Origin of the sequence: Cobetia sp. MM1IDA2H-1, assembly GCF_002916775.2 — a bacterium.
Classification (GTDB): Bacteria; Pseudomonadota; Gammaproteobacteria; order Pseudomonadales; family Halomonadaceae; genus Cobetia; species Cobetia marina.
In genome coordinates this window covers 2,104,603-2,122,186 of the sequence record NZ_CM133225.1, presented here as the reverse complement: position 1 = coordinate 2,122,186, position 17,584 = coordinate 2,104,603, and the positions used below count along the sequence as shown (strand labels likewise).

At 57.5% G+C, this 17,584-nt stretch carries 15 protein-coding genes and 2 pseudogenes; 8 read left to right on the top strand and 9 right to left on the bottom strand.

Annotation, left to right across the window (positions count from 1 at the left end; genetic code table 11):
- Positions 1 to 78: 78 nt before the first annotated feature.
- Both BOH68_RS09055 and speB read right to left on the bottom strand, forming a co-directional pair.
- Positions 79 to 1,395: a YjiH family protein gene (locus BOH68_RS09055; protein WP_103751438.1), complete on the bottom strand. Its 1,317-nt coding sequence runs from the start codon at positions 1,393 to 1,395 to the stop codon at positions 79 to 81.
- Between the two features lie 308 nt (positions 1,396 to 1,703).
- Entirely contained in the window at positions 1,704 to 2,654 is a 951-nt protein-coding gene (speB, locus tag BOH68_RS09050; protein WP_077376000.1) for an agmatinase, read from the bottom strand.
- Between the two features lie 58 nt (positions 2,655 to 2,712).
- Here speB and BOH68_RS09045 point away from each other — a divergent pair, with 58 nt between their 5' ends.
- The 3 genes from BOH68_RS09045 to BOH68_RS09035 all read left to right on the top strand — a co-directional run bounded on the left by BOH68_RS09045 (position 2,713) and on the right by BOH68_RS09035 (position 5,529).
- A complete protein-coding gene (locus tag BOH68_RS09045) occupies positions 2,713 to 2,853 on the top strand; it encodes a hypothetical protein (protein WP_170877412.1) in 141 nt (46 codons plus the stop codon).
- 165 nt (positions 2,854 to 3,018) lie between these two features.
- Positions 3,019 to 4,677 carry a sigma-54 interaction domain-containing protein gene (locus BOH68_RS09040; protein ID WP_258038251.1) on the top strand — a complete coding sequence of 553 codons (1,659 nt, stop codon included), beginning with the start codon at positions 3,019 to 3,021 and terminating at the stop codon, positions 4,675 to 4,677.
- Between the two features lie 273 nt (positions 4,678 to 4,950).
- Complete coding sequence (locus tag BOH68_RS09035) at positions 4,951 to 5,529, top strand: hypothetical protein (protein WP_077376003.1); 579 nt, start codon at positions 4,951 to 4,953, stop codon at positions 5,527 to 5,529.
- 54 nt (positions 5,530 to 5,583) lie between these two features.
- Here the strand turns inward: BOH68_RS09035 and BOH68_RS09030 are convergent.
- A pseudogene (locus BOH68_RS09030) lies at positions 5,584 to 5,913 on the bottom strand (transposase); the annotation flags it as partial.
- Here BOH68_RS09030 and BOH68_RS09025 point away from each other — a divergent pair.
- The 3 genes and pseudogenes from BOH68_RS09025 to BOH68_RS09015 all read left to right on the top strand — a co-directional run.
- Positions 5,910 to 6,521, top strand: a pseudogene (locus BOH68_RS09025) (AAA-type ATPase lid domain-containing protein); the annotation flags it as partial. The pseudogenes BOH68_RS09030 and BOH68_RS09025 overlap by 4 nt on opposite strands.
- 161 nt (positions 6,522 to 6,682) lie before the next feature.
- Positions 6,683 to 7,639, top strand: a complete 957-nt coding sequence (locus BOH68_RS09020) for a hypothetical protein (RefSeq protein WP_139345458.1) — start codon at positions 6,683 to 6,685, stop codon at positions 7,637 to 7,639.
- A gap of 135 nt (positions 7,640 to 7,774) precedes the next feature.
- The gene (locus BOH68_RS09015; RefSeq protein WP_139345459.1) at positions 7,775 to 8,725 is read left to right on the top strand and encodes a DUF2971 domain-containing protein; all 951 of its coding nucleotides are present in this window, start codon (positions 7,775 to 7,777) and stop codon (positions 8,723 to 8,725) included.
- On the opposite strand, the gene BOH68_RS09010 is transcribed toward BOH68_RS09015, so the two are convergent.
- A complete protein-coding gene (locus BOH68_RS09010) occupies positions 8,722 to 9,813 on the bottom strand; it encodes a hypothetical protein (RefSeq protein ID WP_077376012.1) in 1,092 nt (363 codons plus the stop codon). The genes BOH68_RS09015 and BOH68_RS09010 overlap by 4 nt on opposite strands.
- Positions 9,814 to 9,970: 157 nt before the next feature.
- Here BOH68_RS09010 and BOH68_RS09005 point away from each other — a divergent pair, with 157 nt between their 5' ends.
- The gene (locus BOH68_RS09005) at positions 9,971 to 10,468 is read left to right on the top strand and encodes an OsmC family protein (RefSeq protein WP_077376015.1); all 498 of its coding nucleotides are present in this window, start codon (positions 9,971 to 9,973) and stop codon (positions 10,466 to 10,468) included.
- Positions 10,469 to 10,651: 183 nt separating this feature from the next.
- Here the strand turns inward: BOH68_RS09005 and BOH68_RS09000 are convergent, their stop codons facing one another.
- The 5 genes from BOH68_RS09000 to BOH68_RS08980 all read right to left on the bottom strand — a co-directional run bounded on the left by BOH68_RS09000 (position 10,652) and on the right by BOH68_RS08980 (position 16,308).
- On the bottom strand, positions 10,652 to 11,320 hold the full coding sequence (locus BOH68_RS09000; RefSeq protein ID WP_170877413.1) for an RraA family protein: 669 nt from the start codon (positions 11,318 to 11,320) through the stop codon (positions 10,652 to 10,654).
- Between the two features lie 22 nt (positions 11,321 to 11,342).
- Positions 11,343 to 12,647: a TRAP transporter large permease gene (locus BOH68_RS08995; protein ID WP_077376018.1), complete on the bottom strand. Its 1,305-nt coding sequence runs from the start codon at positions 12,645 to 12,647 to the stop codon at positions 11,343 to 11,345.
- Positions 12,648 to 12,650: 3 nt separating this feature from the next.
- Positions 12,651 to 13,202 (bottom strand): TRAP transporter small permease, encoded by a 552-nt coding sequence (locus BOH68_RS08990; RefSeq protein ID WP_077376021.1) that lies wholly within the window; start codon positions 13,200 to 13,202, stop codon positions 12,651 to 12,653.
- 10 nt (positions 13,203 to 13,212) lie between these two features.
- Entirely contained in the window at positions 13,213 to 14,202 is a 990-nt protein-coding gene (gene dctP, locus BOH68_RS08985) for a TRAP transporter substrate-binding protein DctP (protein ID WP_077376024.1), read from the bottom strand.
- Between the two features lie 678 nt (positions 14,203 to 14,880).
- Complete coding sequence (locus BOH68_RS08980; protein WP_170877414.1) at positions 14,881 to 16,308, bottom strand: sodium:solute symporter family protein; 1,428 nt, start codon at positions 16,306 to 16,308, stop codon at positions 14,881 to 14,883.
- Between the two features lie 188 nt (positions 16,309 to 16,496).
- Between BOH68_RS08980 and BOH68_RS08975 the strand changes: the two genes are divergently transcribed.
- Positions 16,497 to 17,501, top strand: a complete 1,005-nt coding sequence (locus BOH68_RS08975; RefSeq protein ID WP_077376029.1) for a LysR family transcriptional regulator — start codon at positions 16,497 to 16,499, stop codon at positions 17,499 to 17,501.
- The last annotated feature ends 83 nt before the right edge of the window (positions 17,502 to 17,584 follow it).

Genomic DNA, 17,584 nt, shown 5'->3' with positions numbered 1-17,584 from the left:
AAGGAGTCCAAGGAACAGGAGCCCAAGGAACAGGAGGCTGGTGGTGGCACAGCGCTCTTGCGGCGTGTTGGCCTCGGCTCAGAATACGAAGACGTGGGCGATACCAGCGATGATCGGCAGGGTGATCAGCGTGCGCAGCACGAAGATGGCCACCAGTTCCCAGATCTTGAGCGGAATCTTCGACTTGAGCAGCAGGGCACCGATCTCGGACATGTAGATCAACTGGGTCAGGGACAGGCAGGCGATCACGAAGCGGGTCAGTTCGCTGTCGATGTCCTTGGCCAGCACCGCCGGCAGGAACATGTCGGCAAAGCCGACCAGCGTCGCCGGGGCTGCCTCTGCCGCGTGGGGAATCTGCAGCAGTTCCAGCAGCGGAATCATCGGGTAGGAGAGCCAGGTGAAGACCGGCGTGAACTCGGCCAGCATCAGCGCCACGGTCCCGATGGCGATCACCACCGGCAGCAGACCGAGGAAGATGTCCGCCACGTTGAAGCCGGCTGACTTCACCAGCTTGAGCGGGCCCGGCGCATGCCCGGCACGCGCGACGGCCATGCCGAGTGAGTAGCGCAGCACGCCACAGTCGCTCTGGTTCTCTTCACTGATCTGACAGCCGACCGGCTCGTGGTAGTCATCACGCTTGCGCGACAGCGGTGGCAGACGCGGCACGATGACGGCGGCGATCAGGCCCGCGATGACGACGGTCAGATAGAAGGGCACGAACAGGTGATTGATGTTCATGAAGCTGGTGACCAGCAACGCGAAGGCGATCGAGACCACCGAGAAGTTGGTGGCGATCACCGCCGCTTCGCGCTTGCTGTAGAAGCCCTGCTCGTACTGCTGCGTGGTGATCAGCACGCCGACGGTGCCGGAGCCCATCCATGAGGCGGTGGCATCGATGGCACTGCGTCCCGGCAGATTGAAGATGGCGCGGAACGGGCGACGCACGAGGCTGCCGATGAATTCCATGAAGCCGAAGTCCACCAGCAGCGGCAGCAGAATGGCCGCGAAGAAGAAGAAGGTCAGCAGGACAGGGGCGAGATCATTGAGCATCACGCCGCCGGTGAAGGCCGCGGTGACGGCGGTTGGCCCCCACTGGAAGTAGGTCATCAGCGCGAAGATGGCGCCGAGGGTGCGCATGGCAAACCACACCGGCGCGACATCGAACAGCTCATGCGCTGCGCCCTGACGTGCCCAGTTCGGCTTGGCGAGCTTGACGAAGCCGGTGAGGATCACCGACAGACACAGCACCGCGACGGCGATGGCGGGCAAGGCGCTACCGAGCGTGGCCTTGAGCCAATCGGCCATCAGGCCCATGCCGATGTTGATGGTGTCGCCAACGCTGAACGGCACCAGGAAGAAGCTGACGCCGAGCAGTGACGGCACCAGGAATTTCATCAGTCCCCTGGCCGTGAGCGGCACCGGGCGGGTGGCGATCAGGTCCTTCTTCGGGCGGGCCGCTGGGGTCGCGGCGGAGTCAGACGCGGAGTCATGCTGGGATGGTGCGTGCTCCGCCGTCGGGTCGATGCTGGTTGTCATTCGGGTCACCTTGATCTTGTTGTAATGGTCAGGCTCTGATCGGTCATTCGGCATGCGACATGCCGTCTTCGCGGGGGATTCTTCACGTGCCAGGGACGGGACAGGCCCCTGGCACGCGACCCGCCCTTCGGCGGGGTCTTTCACTGGCAATGGAGGTGCGGTGCGACTCAGTCGCGCTGCTGCACGCCCGGCAGTACGCAGAGCATCTCGTAGAGCAGGGTCGCGCCCATCAGCGCGGTGTTGCCGCTGGTGTCGTAGGGCGGGGAGACTTCCATCAGGTCACCGCCGACGATATTGAGGCCACGTGCGCCGCGCACGATTTCCATGCCCTGGGGCATGGTCAGGCCGCCGGCTTCCACGGTGCCGGTGCCGGGGGCGACGGAGGGGTCCAGTCCGTCGATGTCGAAGGTGATGTACACCGGGCGATCGCCCATCATGTCACGCACTTCGGCCATCAGCGGGGCGAGTGACTTGAACCAGCACATCTCGGCGGTTTCCACGCGGAAGCCCTGCTGACGGCACCAGTCGAAGTCATCGGCGGAGTAGCCGGTGCCACGCAGGCCGATCTGCACCACGCGGTGGCTGTCGAGCAGGCCTTCTTCCTGGGCGCGACGAATCGGCGTGCCGTGGGCGATGGGCTCGCCGAACATGTGGTCATTCACGTCGGCGTGGGCATCGATGTGGATCAGGCCGACCGGGCCGTGCTTCTTGGCGATGGCGCGCAGCACCGGCAGGGTGACGGTGTGGTCACCGCCCAGGGTGAGCGGCACGCAATCGTGGCTGAGCACTTCATCGTAGAATTTCTCGATGATGTCCATGCTCTTGGGCAGGTGGAAGGTGTTGATCGGCACATCGCCGATGTCCGCCACCTGCAGGCTGTCGAAGGGCGCGGCGCGGGTGGCCATGTTGTAGGGGCGCAGCATGCGCGATTCATCACGGATCTGCCGCGGGCCGAGACGCGCGCCCGGACGGTTGGAGGTACCGATGTCCAGCGGAATGCCGATGAAGGCGGCATCCAGGCCTTCCGCGGTTTCCTGAGCCGGCAGGCGCATCATGGTGGCCGGGCCGCCGAAACGTGGCATGTCGTTGCCGCCCAGTGGCTGATTGAATTCGCTCATCTGTCTCTCCAGGGTCTTGAGTCGCTCGCGATACGCTGACGGCGTGCAGGGTATTGTGATGGTTCGCCTGATCGCCCGGCCGGACGGTGTCATGAAAGCCGGCGATTCTCCTTGGCGCATACCCCAGCTTTGCAGTAACCATGCCAACTTTCAGTCGATTGATTTTATTGGATTTTCTAAAGAGGTGGTTGTCGAGTGATTCATTTGTGGATCACTCGTGCGCCAATACTGATTCAAAAATGGATCACTGATTCATTTGTGGATCACATTCAGGCATCATCGAGAGTGTCTTTTAGCGCAGTGCGAGAAAGAACTGCTAGAAAGACCCGCCCCGATCCACAGGCTCGACCATGAGGTGCCCGCCATGTCAGAGCTCGACCACCAGATTCTCAAGACCATCATCGACACCGCTCACGATCACTACTTCGTGGTCAATGCGGATGGCCAGGTGCTGGATGTCAGCCCCGGCGCCGCGGCGGTCTATGGCATGACGCGTGAGGCGCTGTGTGCCGCCAACGTGCATGACCTGGAAGCCAGCGGGGTGCTCAAGCCCTCCATCAGCCTGGAGGTGCTGCGCACGGGGAGAACGCTGCAGATGATGCAGCTCACCGCCACCGGGCGCCGGGTGGTGGCGCAGGCGCATCCGGTATTCGTCGCGGGCAAGCTTGAGTGCGTGGTCAGCCGCTCGATGGATCTCACCGATATCCAGCTGCTGCAGCAGGAATATGCCGTGCTCCAGCAGCGCTTCACGGATCACCTGCGGCGCAACTCGCGGGGCAGTGAGCTGGGCGGGGGGAGTGCGGGGGAAAGTGATTGGGGGGCGGTGGGGAGTGCGCGCTCCGGTGCCGAGCAGACCACCCATGACGCGCAGCAGCAGGGGCGTGCCCTATGTGAGCAGGCTGCGCGCGAGCAGGCAGAGTGTGAAGACGCCGCGCTGGAATTGGGCGAGCTACAGGTCAAAAGCCCCGTGATGCGTGAGATAGCGCTGCTGCTCAAGCGGGTCGCGCCCACCAACGCCACGGTATTGATGCTGGGCGAATCCGGGGTCGGCAAGACGGCCTTCGCGCATCAACTGCATCGCTGGAGCCAACGCGCCGACGGCCCCTTCATCGAGGTGAACTGTGGCGCCATCCCCGAAAGCCTGTTCGAGTCCGAGATGTTCGGCTATCAAGCCGGTGCCTTCACCGGCGCGGGCAATCGCGGCAAGGCGGGCCTGATGGAACAGGCCGAAGGCGGCACCCTGTTTCTGGATGAAATCGGTGAGCTGCCGCTGGCCACCCAGACCAAGCTGCTCAAGGTGATTCAGGACGGGATGATCACCCGCCTGGGCGACACCACCACCCGCCGCGCCGACTTCCGACTGGTCGTCGCCACCAATCAAGACCTCGCCGCCCGCGTAGAGCAGGGCCAGTTCCGTCTCGACCTCTACTACCGCATCAATGTGCTCCCCGTCAGCCTGCCGCCGCTGCGTGAACGCCGCGAAGACATTCCCGCCCTGATCGAGCAACACCTCTCCCGCCTCAATCAACGTCACGGTCGCCGCAAGCTCCTCGACGCCTCGCTATGGCCCATCCTCATGCGCCAGGACTGGCTCGGCAATATCCGCGAACTGGAAAACTGGCTGGAACGCGCCTGGCTCAGCGCCCCCAGTGATGTCATCGACAGCGACTCAGTGAAATCACTGCTCAACACTTGTTCCACGAATAACGCTAATGGACTAGGCAATTCATTTGGCTTCAGTAATGACAAATCTAATGGAATAGGCGTTACTGGAAGTTTTCCCACTGCCGATACCTTACATAGTGACAATTTCCTCTCAGCGCCTGCCGCTGAGGGGGCGGTAGCCATGCCAGTCCCCAAACTCGGCCCCAATGAAACGCTCAAGGAAGGCCTGGCGCGCATAGAAGCGCAATGGTTACGCGAGATGGCTGCTGAGCTGCCCAGTACCTATGCGATAGCGAAGAGAGCAGGGATCAGTCAGCCGTCAGTGGTGAGGAAGTTGAAGCATATGTTGTTAAAATAATTTCCATGTGTCGGATCTATGTTATGACCAATCGATTAGTCAATCACACGGGGCCCGACAGCTACCTGAAATACAATTATATTCACTTTATTAGGGATCTATTGTACTATTTGAGATTGAATGCTAGACGTTCCACATTACACCGCTATCAGAGAAATGCGTTATGTCTGAAAAAATACTTTCCAAAGCCTCTGCTGAGGATTTACCTTCTACGATAAAAATAAAGCTCCCCGAGAAGAATGAGGTGCACGATGCCATGTTGGGGAGTGCCTCATGAGCAACCCCACACAGCGTAAGGTGAAGAAAACTCCCAATCCAATCTTGGTCTGGTCTGGGGTGTTTCTCCTCGTGGGTGCCTTCTGGCATCATTTCGCCAATACTGACCCGACACCGTCACGTATTTTGGCGGTGCTTGGGATTGTCATCATGTATATCGGGTTTCATGCAAAGTCTGGGGCAACTCCCGATGAGGCGAATACGGCCAACCAGGAGAAGGCTCCAGAAGCCCCCCCGGCCACGGGCAAGATTGCGGGCCCTGGCTCCGAATTGACAGATGAAAGCTCGAAATCGAAAGACAAAGAAGCTCTCAAAGAGAAAATTGAGTTGAGATGTAACTGTATTATAGTCGGTCAGATAATAGCAGCTGCGATTCTGGCCATGGGCTTAACTTCCACTAGTAACAACATGTATAATACCATTGTACTGGTGATCGTCTCTGGCTTTGGCTACCTTGGAATCTCAATTTTTGGTAATGGTTACTTAATCAGCAAATCGCATGTTCATTATGCCTATGCGCTTATTGGCGTGTTGGGATACTTCGCAACGCCTGTCGTCTTTATGCTTGGGCGATAATCCATATAATTTGTTAACTCCCTCACTCAACATATGAGGGAGTTAAATGCCTATTCAAAAATTAGTCATGCACTCAGCGCCATAACCGTCGAGCAGGCGGTGTACCTCATCGCATAGGTGCTCAAATACTAGATATGCACTCAGTGGCAGTCATGCATACCTCATCTGCCGTCGGAGAATCTCAATTAGATTCAGCTCCGGCGAGTACGCCGATAGGTAGGTCAAGCACACACGCTGCGACATCCACTCAACCATCATCCGCCTGAACACTTTGGAGTGATGCATGCTGGCATTGTCCAGCACCACGACGGCGAAGGTATCAGGGACTTTCTGATCGGCAAACTGGTCGAATGCATAGATGACCGTCTCGGTAGCCACGGTTCCGCCTCGACCTCTACTACCGCATCAATGTGCTCCCCGTCAGCCTGCCGCCGCTGCGCGAACGCCGCGAAGACATTCCCGCCCTGATAGAGCAACACCTCTCACGCCTCAATCGACGTCACGGTCGCCGCAAACTTCTCGATGCCTCGTTATGGCCTGTTCTCATGCGTCAGGACTGGCTCGGCAATATCCGTGAACTGGAAAACTGGCTGGAACGCGCCTGGCTAAGTGCGCCCAGTGATGTCATTGACAGCGACTCAGTGAAATCACTGCTCAACACTTGTTCCACGAATAACGCTAATGGACTAGGCAATTCATTTGGCTTCAGTAATGACAAATCTAATGGAATAGGCGTTACTGAAAGTTTTCCCACTGCCGATAACTCTCATAGTCCCAATTCCCTCTCAGCGCCTGCCGCTGAGGGGGCGGTAGCCATGCCTGTCCCCAAACTCGGCCCCAACGAAACGCTCAAGGAAGGCCTTGCGCGCATCGAAGCACAATGGCTATGCGAGATGGCGGCGGAATTGCCCAACACCTATGCAATAGCGAAGAGGGCAGGGATTAGTCAGCCGTCTGTTGTAAGGAAGCTTAAGGGAGTTTTATTGAGATGACATACTTCATGCTAGGCAATACGGTTGCGAAACTGCCCAGTATCAATGCAATAGCGAGGGTAGTAGGGCCCATTATGACTTCGGTGGTGCAGAAAATAAATAATATATTATTATGATGTTTTGTTTTCAATCTAACCATCTCAGTCTTATATGAGGATGTTATGTTGCATGATCTCTTTTCAAAGAGTAAGATAGATTCTATCTCATCTATATTAACTATTCTGTTTAAACTAGGATTATTTCTTGGTGTAAGTATTTTCTTGATTTATTGTCTCGATATTGGTTACTTTCCTTCTGGAGTAACTTTGGGAGATGGGCTAGTTTTTATACTTTGTGCGATTGTGTTCTCTTTTTTATTCGCAATGTTTATGATACCAAATATTTCACTAGGGGTTGTGCTTGTATCCGTAATATCATTATTTTTAAAGTGTTGTGTTAAGATTCTTAATATAAAGAGGTGTAAGTATGGCGAAGAAAAAGAAGTGTATAATGTTAAATATTTTAATATGTTCGTCGTATTTGTGGCTCTTTTGGGCTTTATTGTTATTTTGGGCTTTAGTTGGCCCTCAGATATAGATGATATGGGTGCTGGAGCGATTATATATTCATTTTTATCAATATCATTTCTAAACTTGTTACTTATCTCGTTCGTGAATGGATTAATGTTATGCCTTTGGATAATGTTCGTGAAAAGAAGAACAAAGTTGCATGACTATCAGAGTGGTAGCGTTAAAAGCACCCATTCCCCGAATGACTTATTGGTTTTTAGTGGAGTGATTTTTTTCTTGATGGTTATTATTACTGTCGGTTTTGGGGGAATGGGCAGCAGGATACTTGTAGGCTCAATGAATACACTTGGTTTACGTTCCGAAAATGTGATCGTCCATGTTAAAAAGCCTTATGATGTATACGCTGATTTACATGGAGTTATTATATCTGATAGTAAGTTTGGCCCATTATATAAATCCATAAAAGGGGTGAATATTTTGATGAATGGCCTTGGGGATAATATAGTTATTGAAGTTGATGAGGATATGGATGATAAGAGTAAAAAAAAGGATGGCGGTAAAGTTACTTTGATAGTTCCGAAAGGAGAGGTTTTTATTGTGAAGGAATAAGCTGGCTGCTAAGTTATATTAATGATTCTGTGGTGCAGTGTAGATATAATGGCTTATTCCTCGAATAATATGGGTTGGTTTTCAAGAGTGACCTTTTGATTTTCGTACGGTTAAATTTTGCAATTAGGGGAATACATGCATTGGATCAAAGAATTTGTTGATAACGCTTTTCCGTTAAACTCGAAGGATGTTGATCTCGAGTCAGCTTTTACTCTAAAGGATATTAATATACCAAGTAGTTTGTTTAAATATAGAGATGTGAATGAGAGTTCTGTAAAAAACCTTACTGATAGTACAATATGGTTAGCTGATCCAAAAGATTTTAATGACCCTTACGATTGCACACACACTATCGATGCAAAAAAGATTTTTGAATCCACGTTTGCACCTACAATAGAAAAACTTATTAATAGTAGTAAAAGTGATATGACACTTACTCCAGATCAAATGGATAGGTTAAGAAAAGTGACGGACTCGTATGAGCATGTAATAGATATAATACTTGAAGGGGAGAACGAAAGCAGTAAGGACTTGTTTAGAGATGCTAGTTTTAAATTGCAGTCTGCGCTATATGATAAACTCACTGGCGAAAGCTCTGACATGTTGTCTAGAAGTTTTAAGCTCTGCTCCTTTTCTGCTAAAAACGATTCGATGCTGATGTGGTCGCATTATGCTAATTATCATAAAGGATTTTGTATAGAGTATGATTTTGATGTATATACAAAAGACGATTACCGGCGTCGATTTATCTATCCTGTAGTTTATACAAATAAGTTATTTGATGCGACAGAGCATTACGTGAATGGCGCTTCAGAGTATTCCAATAACTTGCATCTTACATTGGCGGCATTAATCAAGTCCGATGTTTGGAGGTATGAAAAAGAGTGGAGGTTGATCTTTGCACATAATATGTGTCCTGAACGGTGTGCATACCCTATGCGAAAGACAAAAGCAGTATATTTCGGTGCTAATATTTCACGGTCGGATAAAGATGTTCTGATTAAAATCTGCTCTAATAAAAACATTAAAATGTATCAAATGAAAATACATAAGTGTGAATTCAGGCTAATACCCGATGAGCTCTAACTTCCCTCCATCACCACCAAACTTCCCATCACTCCTTCACATAACGGCTTGATCTCGCTGAAGCCTTCCTCCACGGTGAAGTCTGTCTTGGCTTTGGCATAGGTGGTGCCGTCAGCGGCGGGGTGGTAGCTGGTGCAGTGCAAACGGACCAGCTTGTCGTCGAGGAAGAGGCCGTATTCGCGGGTCTGCGAGGTTATGGGTGTGCCCTGGTGTCGTTGTGTCATGGCGATATCGAACCAGTAGGCCTGACGGTGATCCACTCGGGTCAGGCCGGAGTCGAGCATCTGACTGTTGATGGGCGCCCACTGGGCCAGCGTATTGGTGGAGGCCATTACCTTGAGCTGCGCGTCACTGACGGTGTCGCCATGCAGGTCATAGATCTCGAGGATGATCATGTCGGTGCCGGTACCGGCCTGACTCTGCCACTTCTGCACGATATGCGGCAGGCGACCCTCGGCGGCAGACCACGAGGCGGGCAGGTGCAGCGCGAGGTTGATGCCAAGCGACTTGGCATGGCCCTTGGAATGGAATTCCTGGAAATAGCCGTCGTACAGTTCGTACACCGGCTCTATCTGGTACTTGGTCGCCAGCAGGAATTCCTTGAAGGGTGAGGGCAGGTATTCGCCCTCGGCACGCAGGCGGATGGCCTCGATGAAGCGGGCGGCGAAGTCGGTGGTCAGCTTGTCGGCGGTCAGTTGCGGGGCCAGTTCCTTCTGCATCTGCCGGCGAATCCCGTCGAGCACTTCGCGTGCGTGCTCGCGCCCCATCAGGCTTTCGAGGTTGTCCGCGAGACGTTTGGTGATATCGGGGAAGGCATTCGCGAAGTAGGCGGAGGCAAGGTCAGCGTCATGCGCGAGTTCAGGATAGGTCTCGGCGATGCGCGCCAGCGTGATATCCTGAGCGATGACGAAGCCGTAGGTGCTGCTCAGGGTATTGATGACCCGAGGCGTGGGGCGGAACTGTGCGGCGTCGGCGCGTGCCGAGGCACCGGGAGTCATGAGACATGAGCCCAGGCCGAGCCCGACTGTCAGGGCGGCGATTGCCAGCCCGGGAATCCCGGTAAACCGTCGTCCAGCTGCAAACGCCATGCGTGACATCCTGTCAGAGTGCGAATGTGCCAATCCTATCATCGGGGTGTGGGGACTTCTTGCTTCCCCTCCCTGATTGGAAGACTAATCATGCGGAAGTATCAGGCGGCACGTCATGCCGGCGTCCGCGCTCCCCTTGTGAAGAGACCCCCAGACAATGACGTCCAGACAACACCATTATTCGGTTGATCTCGAGTGGACCGGCAATCGCGGCGAGGGCACCACGCATTACACCGCCTATGAGCGAGATTTCGAGGCCCGTGTCAGTGGCAAGCCGAGCCTTGAAGGCTCCGCGGACCCCGCCTTTCGGGGTAACGGTGCGCGCTGGAATCCTGAAGACCTGCTGGTGGCCTCCGTCTCGGCCTGCCACAAGCTGTGGTATCTGCATCTGTGTGCCGACGCTGGCATTCGTGTCATGACCTATCTCGATCACGCCGAGGGCACGATGCGGGAAGGCACCAGTGGCGGCAAAGGCGATCCAGCTGCCGAGTCAGGCCGCTTCACCGCCATCGTGCTGCGCCCTGAGATCACCCTGGCCGCCGGCGACAATATCGCGCTCGCCCTTGAGCTGCACCACCGGGCGCATGCGCTGTGCTTCATCGCCAATTCGCTGAATTTCCCGGTCAGCTGCGAGGCGGTGATCACCCATCAGTGATGGGCAGCTTCAGTCCGAGTCAGACTGACCGTGTCAGACTGACCGTGTCAGAACCCGAAAGGCCACCAGAGCAATCTGGTGGCCTTTTTTGCTTTCAGCATCTCTCTATAGAAACAGCGTCTTTCCAAAGAATCAGCATCTCTCTAAGGAAACAGCGTCTCGCGACCTGATCAAGCGGGGTGATCAGCTGCGTGCGTTCACTTCCTCGATCAATTGGCTTGCGCCAGTGAGGTCGGGCAGGCAGGCACCCTCGGCGATCTTCGCCAGCAGCACGTCTTCCGCTTCTTGCACCTCGATGGCGTGGCTGGCGATGGCGGAGACCTCTGAGGGGGCCATGACGATGACACCGCTTTCGTCTGCGAGGATGGCATCGCCCGGATTGACGATGACACCGCCGATGCTGACCGGCACGTTGAGCGCGCCGCCGATCCCGGCGAAGCGGGTGGTGAGCGAGGCGACCCCGCGACTCCACACCGGGAAGTGCTTGTCGCGAATGGTCAAGGCATCGGTGGCCATGCCGTCGATCACCACGCCTGCCACGCCCAGGCGTGAGGCGACCGTGGTCATCACGCCGCCCCAGCAGGCGCGGTGGCGATCGCCCTGACGATGCACGATGAGCACATCGCCCGGGCGCACCAGACGCATCAGGTGGTTGAGCAGGGTGCCATCTTCCGGTGGCAGCGAGACGGTGACGGCGGTGCCGGCAATCCGTACCTGGGGCAGCATGCAGGCAATCGCCGGTTCGACGAAGCCGTGGGTGTGGAAGTGGCCGATGGTGGCCGTCTCGCACTGGGTGAGCTGTGCCAGCAGCTCCGGCGCGACCTGGTCTGGCATGTCATTGAGTTGGTACATGGAAGTCTCTCGGCGTGGTCGGTCAGATCAGGCTGGGCAGGAAGGTGGTGAGTGCCGGTACCCAGTAGAGCATCAGCATCGCGAACAGGAAGCAGATGACGATGGGCCAGGCGGCGGCGTAGATGGTCTGCATCGGGGTCGCGGGGGCGGCACCTTTCACCGCGAACAGGTTGTAGCCGAAGGGCGGGGTGAGACTGCCCACCGAGATGTTGATCAAGAACAGCGTCCAGAACCACACCGGGTCAAAGCCATACAGCTTGACCAACGGCGCGTAGATGGGAATCACCACCATCATGAAGGCGATCTGGTCGATGAACATGCAGGCGATCAGCGGAATCAGCATCAGGATCAGCAGCATCCACACCGGGTCGAGATCCAGCCCGGTCACGCTGCTCACCAGCCCGCTGGTGGCGCCGGTGAAGCTCAACAGCTGCGAGAACAGTTTCGAGCACGCCAGGATCAGGATGATCATGGTGCTGACCTTGAGCGACGACATCACCGCTTCGCCCGCCATCTTGAAGGAGAACTTGCGGTAGTAGGCGGCGACCAGCAGCGACCCCAGCACGCCGGTGGCAGCGGACTCGGACGGTGTGGCGATACCGAGCAGGATCAACCCGAGCACGGCGAAGATGATGATGCTGAACGGCAGCATGTTGATCAGGGCACGACGCTTTTCCTTTGCCGTGCCGCCACCGCTTTCATCGACCGGCGGCGCACGGCGCGGGTCCAGCGTGATGCGCACCTTCACGTAGAGGATAAACAGCGCAGCCAGCAGGATGCCGGGCAGAATACCGGCGATCAGCAGCCGCGCGATGGAGACATCCACCATCGAGCCGATGATGATCACCAACAGGCTCGGCGGGATGATCGGCGCGAGACTCGCCCCGCCCAGAATCAGGCCGATGGAGAGCTTGTCGTCATAGCCGCGCTCCTGCATGGTCGGCAGCGCCGAGCGGCTGAGCATGGCGGTCACGGCCAGTGCCGAGCCGGACAGGGCGCCGAACAGGGTCGAGAGGGCGACGACGAAGAAGTAGAGGCGGCCTTTCATGCGGCCCATCAGGGCATCCAGCGAGTCGAAGATCACATCGATGGAGCCGGAGCGGAACAGCAGCTCCCCCATCAGCACGAACAGCGCGATGGTGGTCAGCGTCTCCGAGGTCATGCTGTCGTAGACACTGTTGGCGAACATGCCAAAACCGGCGGTGCCCATCAACCACAGCGTGCCCAGCACGTTGATGGTCAGGAAGGCGGCGAAGACGGGGATGCCGAGGGCGAACAGGCCCATCAGCAAGGCGATGGCCAGGCCCAGAGAGAAATACCATTCCATGACTCAGGGTCCTTTTCTGGCGTCGGTGGTCGCCGAGGAGGCGGCGGAGTCGGAGTCGTCCGATGGGGTCGCCTCGGGCGCGGCGCGCGTGAAGGCGTGGCGCAGGAAGTAGAGGGCCGCATTGATCAACGCGTAGCCGATGAAGGAGGACACCCAGACCTTGGGGATATCGAGCCCCATGGCGGTGGTGGTGTGGTACTGGAACTGACGCAGGCTTTCCTGCAGGCAGATCCAGCCGGCCACGGCGCAGACGCCACCGGTGATCAGCGCCAGCAGGCGGTCATAGAGGGCGCGGGTGGCAGGGCTGAGGCGTTCCGGCAGCACGGTGATGGCGATATGGCCATGGGTACGTGCCAGTTCCGGCGCGGCCAGCGAGATGGAGAGGCACAGCAGGTAGGCCACCATCGCGCCGGACCACAGGGTGGGCGAATTGAAGAAATAGCGCGCGATGACTTCCAGCCAGAAGCACAGGACGATGCCACACAGGGTGACACCGCCCAGAAGGAAGCCTGCTCGCGTCACGCCGTCATGCACACGTGCAAGCAGGGTTGGCATGGTGGATTCCTTACTCGCTGACGGTGGTCAGATGCTTCTCGATCGCCAGCTCGCGCATGGCGGTCACGGCTTCCGGCGACTTGTCGATGCCCAGCTGCCAGATACCGTCGGTGACCAGGGCATCCAGACGCTCGGCGTCTTCCGGGGCGAATTCGGTGGCCTGCATGCCAGCCTCGTTCAGTGCCTTCCATTCCTCGATCGCCAGTTCATCCAGCACCGGGACGATCTCGGTCTCCAGCTGACGGCCCTCGTCAAGCAGCACCTTCTGCTGCTCTGGGGTCAGGCTGTTGAAGGCGTTGAGGTTCATCAGCACGAAGTTGTAGGTCTGACCGAAGGTCGGCTTGGAGTAATAGCCGGCGACTTCCTGCCAGCCCATGTCCTTGACGCCGTTCAGGCCCCAGGCCGCGCCGTCGATCACGCCACGGTCCATCGCCGAGTAGACGTCGCCACTGGACATCAGCACCGGTGTACCGCCCAGCCCCTTGGTGACATTGGTATAGGTGGGGCTGCCGCGCAGACGGCGGCCGTCCAGACCCGGCGTGCCGGTGATCGGCTCCTTCAGCACGTACTGGAAACCGTGGCTGCCCAGCGGCGGAATCGCGATCAGCTTGAGGCCCAGGCCGTTGTAGTGCTCATCGACCATGTCCCACAGGCCCGATTCACGCGTCTGCTTCGGATTCACCGCCACGCCATCCATCGCCGCGCCGACGCCAGTGGTGTTGGTGTGATAGGCGGCGTGGGTGTAGAGCAGCTGGAAGACACCGGCAGCGACGGGCTGCAGCTGCTCGAAGGGCGGCACGACGTCCGGGCCGGTCAGCTGGATGGTGAGGTCGGCGGCGTCATTGGCTTCGACTTCCTTGATGAAGCGCTGGGCGATTTCACGGGAATAGGCGGTGGTCTGGTCGTAACTGGACAGCATGCGCAGTTCGGTGGCCATTGACTGGGTGGCCGGGAGGAGGGCGAGCAGCGGGAGCAACAGGGCGGGCTTGAGGGTTTTCATAGCAGTTTCCACTTTATCGTTATTGTGTCGGGCGATGCTGTCTGCACGTACCTGGTGGGATCAGATAGCCAGGAGGTGCAGCGGCGTCCCTTGCGACTTGTCGTTGATGGTACGTCTTCAATCTATGAGCCGCCTTGGCTGCGGTCAACGAATCATCACCCTTTTGGGCTTTCAAATTTCAATATGCAGTATTTGCGAGATTTATGTAAGAAAACCTGTGTGTTTGGTCCAGTGACTTACAGCGTAAATTCGAGGGGCATAGTTCGGCAATTCAAGGCAAAGTCTCGGTGCGAACCACAAGGCAACACGAGATGATCCTGGTAGAGAATCCAGAGTGATACTGGCAGATAGCCCAGAATACTTCTGGTCGATAAAGGGGGATGAATCTGGTGGGAAGCGATGGAATACAAGGTGAGAACGCAAGGGAAGGGGGGGGAGAAGAAGAGGAAAGAACAGACACCACTGCAAGAAAGACAAGAACCGTAGAGCATCGAGCGAAGATCGCAACAAGGCCCCGGTTCTCGATGTCGTGATGACAGCATCGGGAACCGGGGCTTCATGTTGCATGCATCAGGTCCTATGCATCAGGTCTCATGCATCGTGCATGTTGCATCATGTGTCATGCATGACGAGGCGTGCCCCAGTGTCTGACAGCGGCGCGAGCCCCGCTCATCAGGCTCAGCGCGTGGCGGTGTCGGTCGCGAGGCTGAGGCTCGGCTTGCGCAGCGCCAACGGCATCAGTGCCAGCGAGACCGGCAGGCCGATCATCACCGGATGCAGCCCGAAGGGATGGCCCAGCAGCTGCCAGAGAATGGCGGTGGCAAGCCCGCCCCACATCATGATCACCCCGCCGCGCGGGTCTGACGAGCGGCGACACAGGGCCACCACCGTCGGCACCAGTACCCCGCAGACCAGCATCGCGCTGCCGAGAATCCAGATATCCAGCAGGCGCGGGGCGTAGAGTGCCAGACCCAGCGAAATCAAGGACATGGCGATCACCGAGTGACGGCTCATGCGCAGCATGAAGGCATCATCACGGCCCTTCATGCGCGGCTTGATCACGACATTGGCAATCGACGAGGCGCCGGCGATGAAGAACGAATCCGCACACGAGATGATGGTCGCCAGCAGCACCACGACCATGCTGACCATCAGCGGCAGTGGCAGGGTGGCCTTGATGATGGCGTAGAAGGACAGGTCCGGATTGGCCACCGCGATGTCCAGCCCCAGCCTGGCGAAGGCACCGATCAACACCACGGCACCACCGACCAGCAGCGTGAAGACGATGGCCACGGCGTAGCCGGTGCGTGCCGCCTTGAGGCTGCGCGCGGCCCAGAAGCGCTGCCACAGGTCCTGGCGCACGAACTGATAGGCGCCGATGGTCAGCATGTAGACCGCCAGTTCATGGCCGGAGATGCCGGTCAGGCTCAGGAAGTCAGGGCTGCCCTGTGGTGTGGGCGATGCACTGATGATCTCCCAGCTGCCGCTGGCGTAGTAGACGGTGACCAGCAGGAAGAAGATGCCCAGTGTCTGCAGGGTACCGAGAATTGCATCCGACCAGATGACCGCCATCAGGCCGCCCAGCCATGTCTTGGCGGTCAGCAGCGCCCAGGTCAGCAGGATACCTACCGGCAGCGCCAGGCCGAACACCAGCTTGAGCACCGTGGCCACCGCCACGAACTGCATGCCGGTGATGGCCGCGTAGGCGCACAGGATGCTCAGCAGAGTGGGGAGTCTGACCCCCTCGCCGAAACGGCTGACCAGAAAGTCGGCCAGTGTCACCATCTCCAGGCGCCGGCCTTCGGCGTGAATCTTGCCGATGAAGAAGTACAGCGCGATGCCAGCGACGGTCATGCCCACTGGCAGCCACAGTTGCCCCATGCCGAAGGTGTAGCCCTTGGAGACGAAGCCCAGCAGGGTGGAGCCGCCGACGGCAGTGCCGACAAGCGTGCAGATCAGCGGAAAGGTCGCGGTGGAACGGCCGGCGACATTGTAGTCATCATAGGTCTTGATACGGCGAAAGAAATACAGCGAAAGCCCCATCAGAAATAGGCCACATGCTATGATCATGATCGAGAGAATCTCGGTTTCTCGGCTATCGAACATTGTCATTTTTCCGCATTGTTGATGTTGTATTGATCGTCATTGCCAGCTTGAGAGAAAGGCAATATATCACTCAAGTGGATGGCAATGGCGAGGCAGTGCTGACTTCCATGCTACCTGGCTCGTCACGAAGACGTTGCGTGGCCATTGCCACGCCGGGTGCGTCATTTTTCTGGACAGGAATCCTCGCCATGCGACCCATCCATGACACTCTGGACTGGAACCTGCTGAGAACCTTCATCGTCATCGTTCAGGAGGAAAGTGTCAGTCGAGCGGCTGCCCGTCTCTATCTGTCCCAGCCGGCGGTGAGTCTGTCACTCAAGCGTCTGGAAGAGCGCCTCGGGCAACGGTTGATCGAACGAGACAGTCACAGCTTTCGCGTGACGGGGGCGGGGCAGGTGGTCTATCGCGAGGCTGTGGAGATCTACGCCAACGTGGCGCGTCTCGCCTCTGAGGTGGGCAACAGTCATACGGAGATTTCCGGGCATGTCTCGCTCCTTTTCATTACCGGCATCGAGTGCCGATTCCTTGATAGCGTGTTCGCGCGCTTTCATCGCTGTTTCCCCCAGGTCACCTTCTCGATCCAGGAGATGTCCAGTCACGAGGTGCAGCAGGGCCTGTTGCAGCGCCAGGGCGCGCTGGGCATCTGCCTGGCGCAGCAGACACCGGAGCCACTGATGTCCCAGGTGCTGGCGCGCCAGAATTACCGCTACTTCTGTGGTCGCATGCATCCGCTCTTCGGTCAGCAGAATCTGCCGCTGGAGGCGCTGCGCAATGAGCGTTATGTCTCCTTCGGCAGCGAGCAGCTCGATGGCGTGCTGTCTCCGCTGGCGATGTTCCGCGCCCGCGAGGGCTTGCAGGGCCCGGTGATCGGTCAATCCAGCAGCCTGCAGGAAATCCGCCGCATGGTGCTGGCCGGCTGGGGCATCGGCTGCATGCCGGAGCACATCGTGCGGCGTGAGGTCGAGCAGCAGCAGCTGTGGCCCTTGCCACCCTACGGTGGCGTGGCCGATATCGACCTGCACCTGATGTGGCACCGTGAGGCGCGTTTCAGCGCCGCCGAATCCACCTTCGTCGACTTCCTGCACAACGCGCTGGCCAAGGTGCCGCTGGAAGAACGCCTGCATCGCGGTCTGGAAATGCAGCTGCCGGACCCCAATGCCGTGCTGGCCAGTGACGGCGCGCCCGCCACTTGAGTCACCCCTGGCGCTCGATCAAGACCTTGCTCTCAAGCCCGTCCTCAAGCCCGTCCTGGAGCGCGTTCTGAATGGCCCGCGCC

What these genes read in the sequence shown, in the direction of transcription:
- BOH68_RS09005 (WP_077376015.1), top strand. Translation starts at nt 9,971, where the DNA reads ATGACGTCCAGACAACACCATTATTCGGTTGATCTCGAGTGGACCGGC.
- BOH68_RS09015 (WP_139345459.1), top strand. Translation starts at nt 7,775, where the DNA reads ATGCATTGGATCAAAGAATTTGTTGATAACGCTTTTCCGTTAAACTCG.
- BOH68_RS08990 (WP_077376021.1), bottom strand. Translation starts at nt 13,202, where the DNA reads ATGCCAACCCTGCTTGCACGTGTGCATGACGGCGTGACGCGAGCAGGC.
- BOH68_RS09040 (WP_258038251.1), top strand. Translation starts at nt 3,019, where the DNA reads ATGTCAGAGCTCGACCACCAGATTCTCAAGACCATCATCGACACCGCT.
- BOH68_RS09045 (WP_170877412.1), top strand. Translation starts at nt 2,713, where the DNA reads ATGGTTCGCCTGATCGCCCGGCCGGACGGTGTCATGAAAGCCGGCGAT.
- dctP (WP_077376024.1), bottom strand. Translation starts at nt 14,202, where the DNA reads ATGAAAACCCTCAAGCCCGCCCTGTTGCTCCCGCTGCTCGCCCTCCTC.
- BOH68_RS09010 (WP_077376012.1), bottom strand. Translation starts at nt 9,813, where the DNA reads ATGGCGTTTGCAGCTGGACGACGGTTTACCGGGATTCCCGGGCTGGCA.
- BOH68_RS09000 (WP_170877413.1), bottom strand. Translation starts at nt 11,320, where the DNA reads ATGTACCAACTCAATGACATGCCAGACCAGGTCGCGCCGGAGCTGCTG.
- BOH68_RS08975 (WP_077376029.1), top strand. Translation starts at nt 16,497, where the DNA reads ATGCGACCCATCCATGACACTCTGGACTGGAACCTGCTGAGAACCTTC.
- BOH68_RS08980 (WP_170877414.1), bottom strand. Translation starts at nt 16,308, where the DNA reads ATGTTCGATAGCCGAGAAACCGAGATTCTCTCGATCATGATCATAGCA.
- BOH68_RS09020 (WP_139345458.1), top strand. Translation starts at nt 6,683, where the DNA reads ATGTTGCATGATCTCTTTTCAAAGAGTAAGATAGATTCTATCTCATCT.
- BOH68_RS09035 (WP_077376003.1), top strand. Translation starts at nt 4,951, where the DNA reads ATGAGCAACCCCACACAGCGTAAGGTGAAGAAAACTCCCAATCCAATC.
- speB (WP_077376000.1), bottom strand. Translation starts at nt 2,654, where the DNA reads ATGAGCGAATTCAATCAGCCACTGGGCGGCAACGACATGCCACGTTTC.
- BOH68_RS08995 (WP_077376018.1), bottom strand. Translation starts at nt 12,647, where the DNA reads ATGGAATGGTATTTCTCTCTGGGCCTGGCCATCGCCTTGCTGATGGGC.
- BOH68_RS09055 (WP_103751438.1), bottom strand. Translation starts at nt 1,395, where the DNA reads ATGAAATTCCTGGTGCCGTCACTGCTCGGCGTCAGCTTCTTCCTGGTG.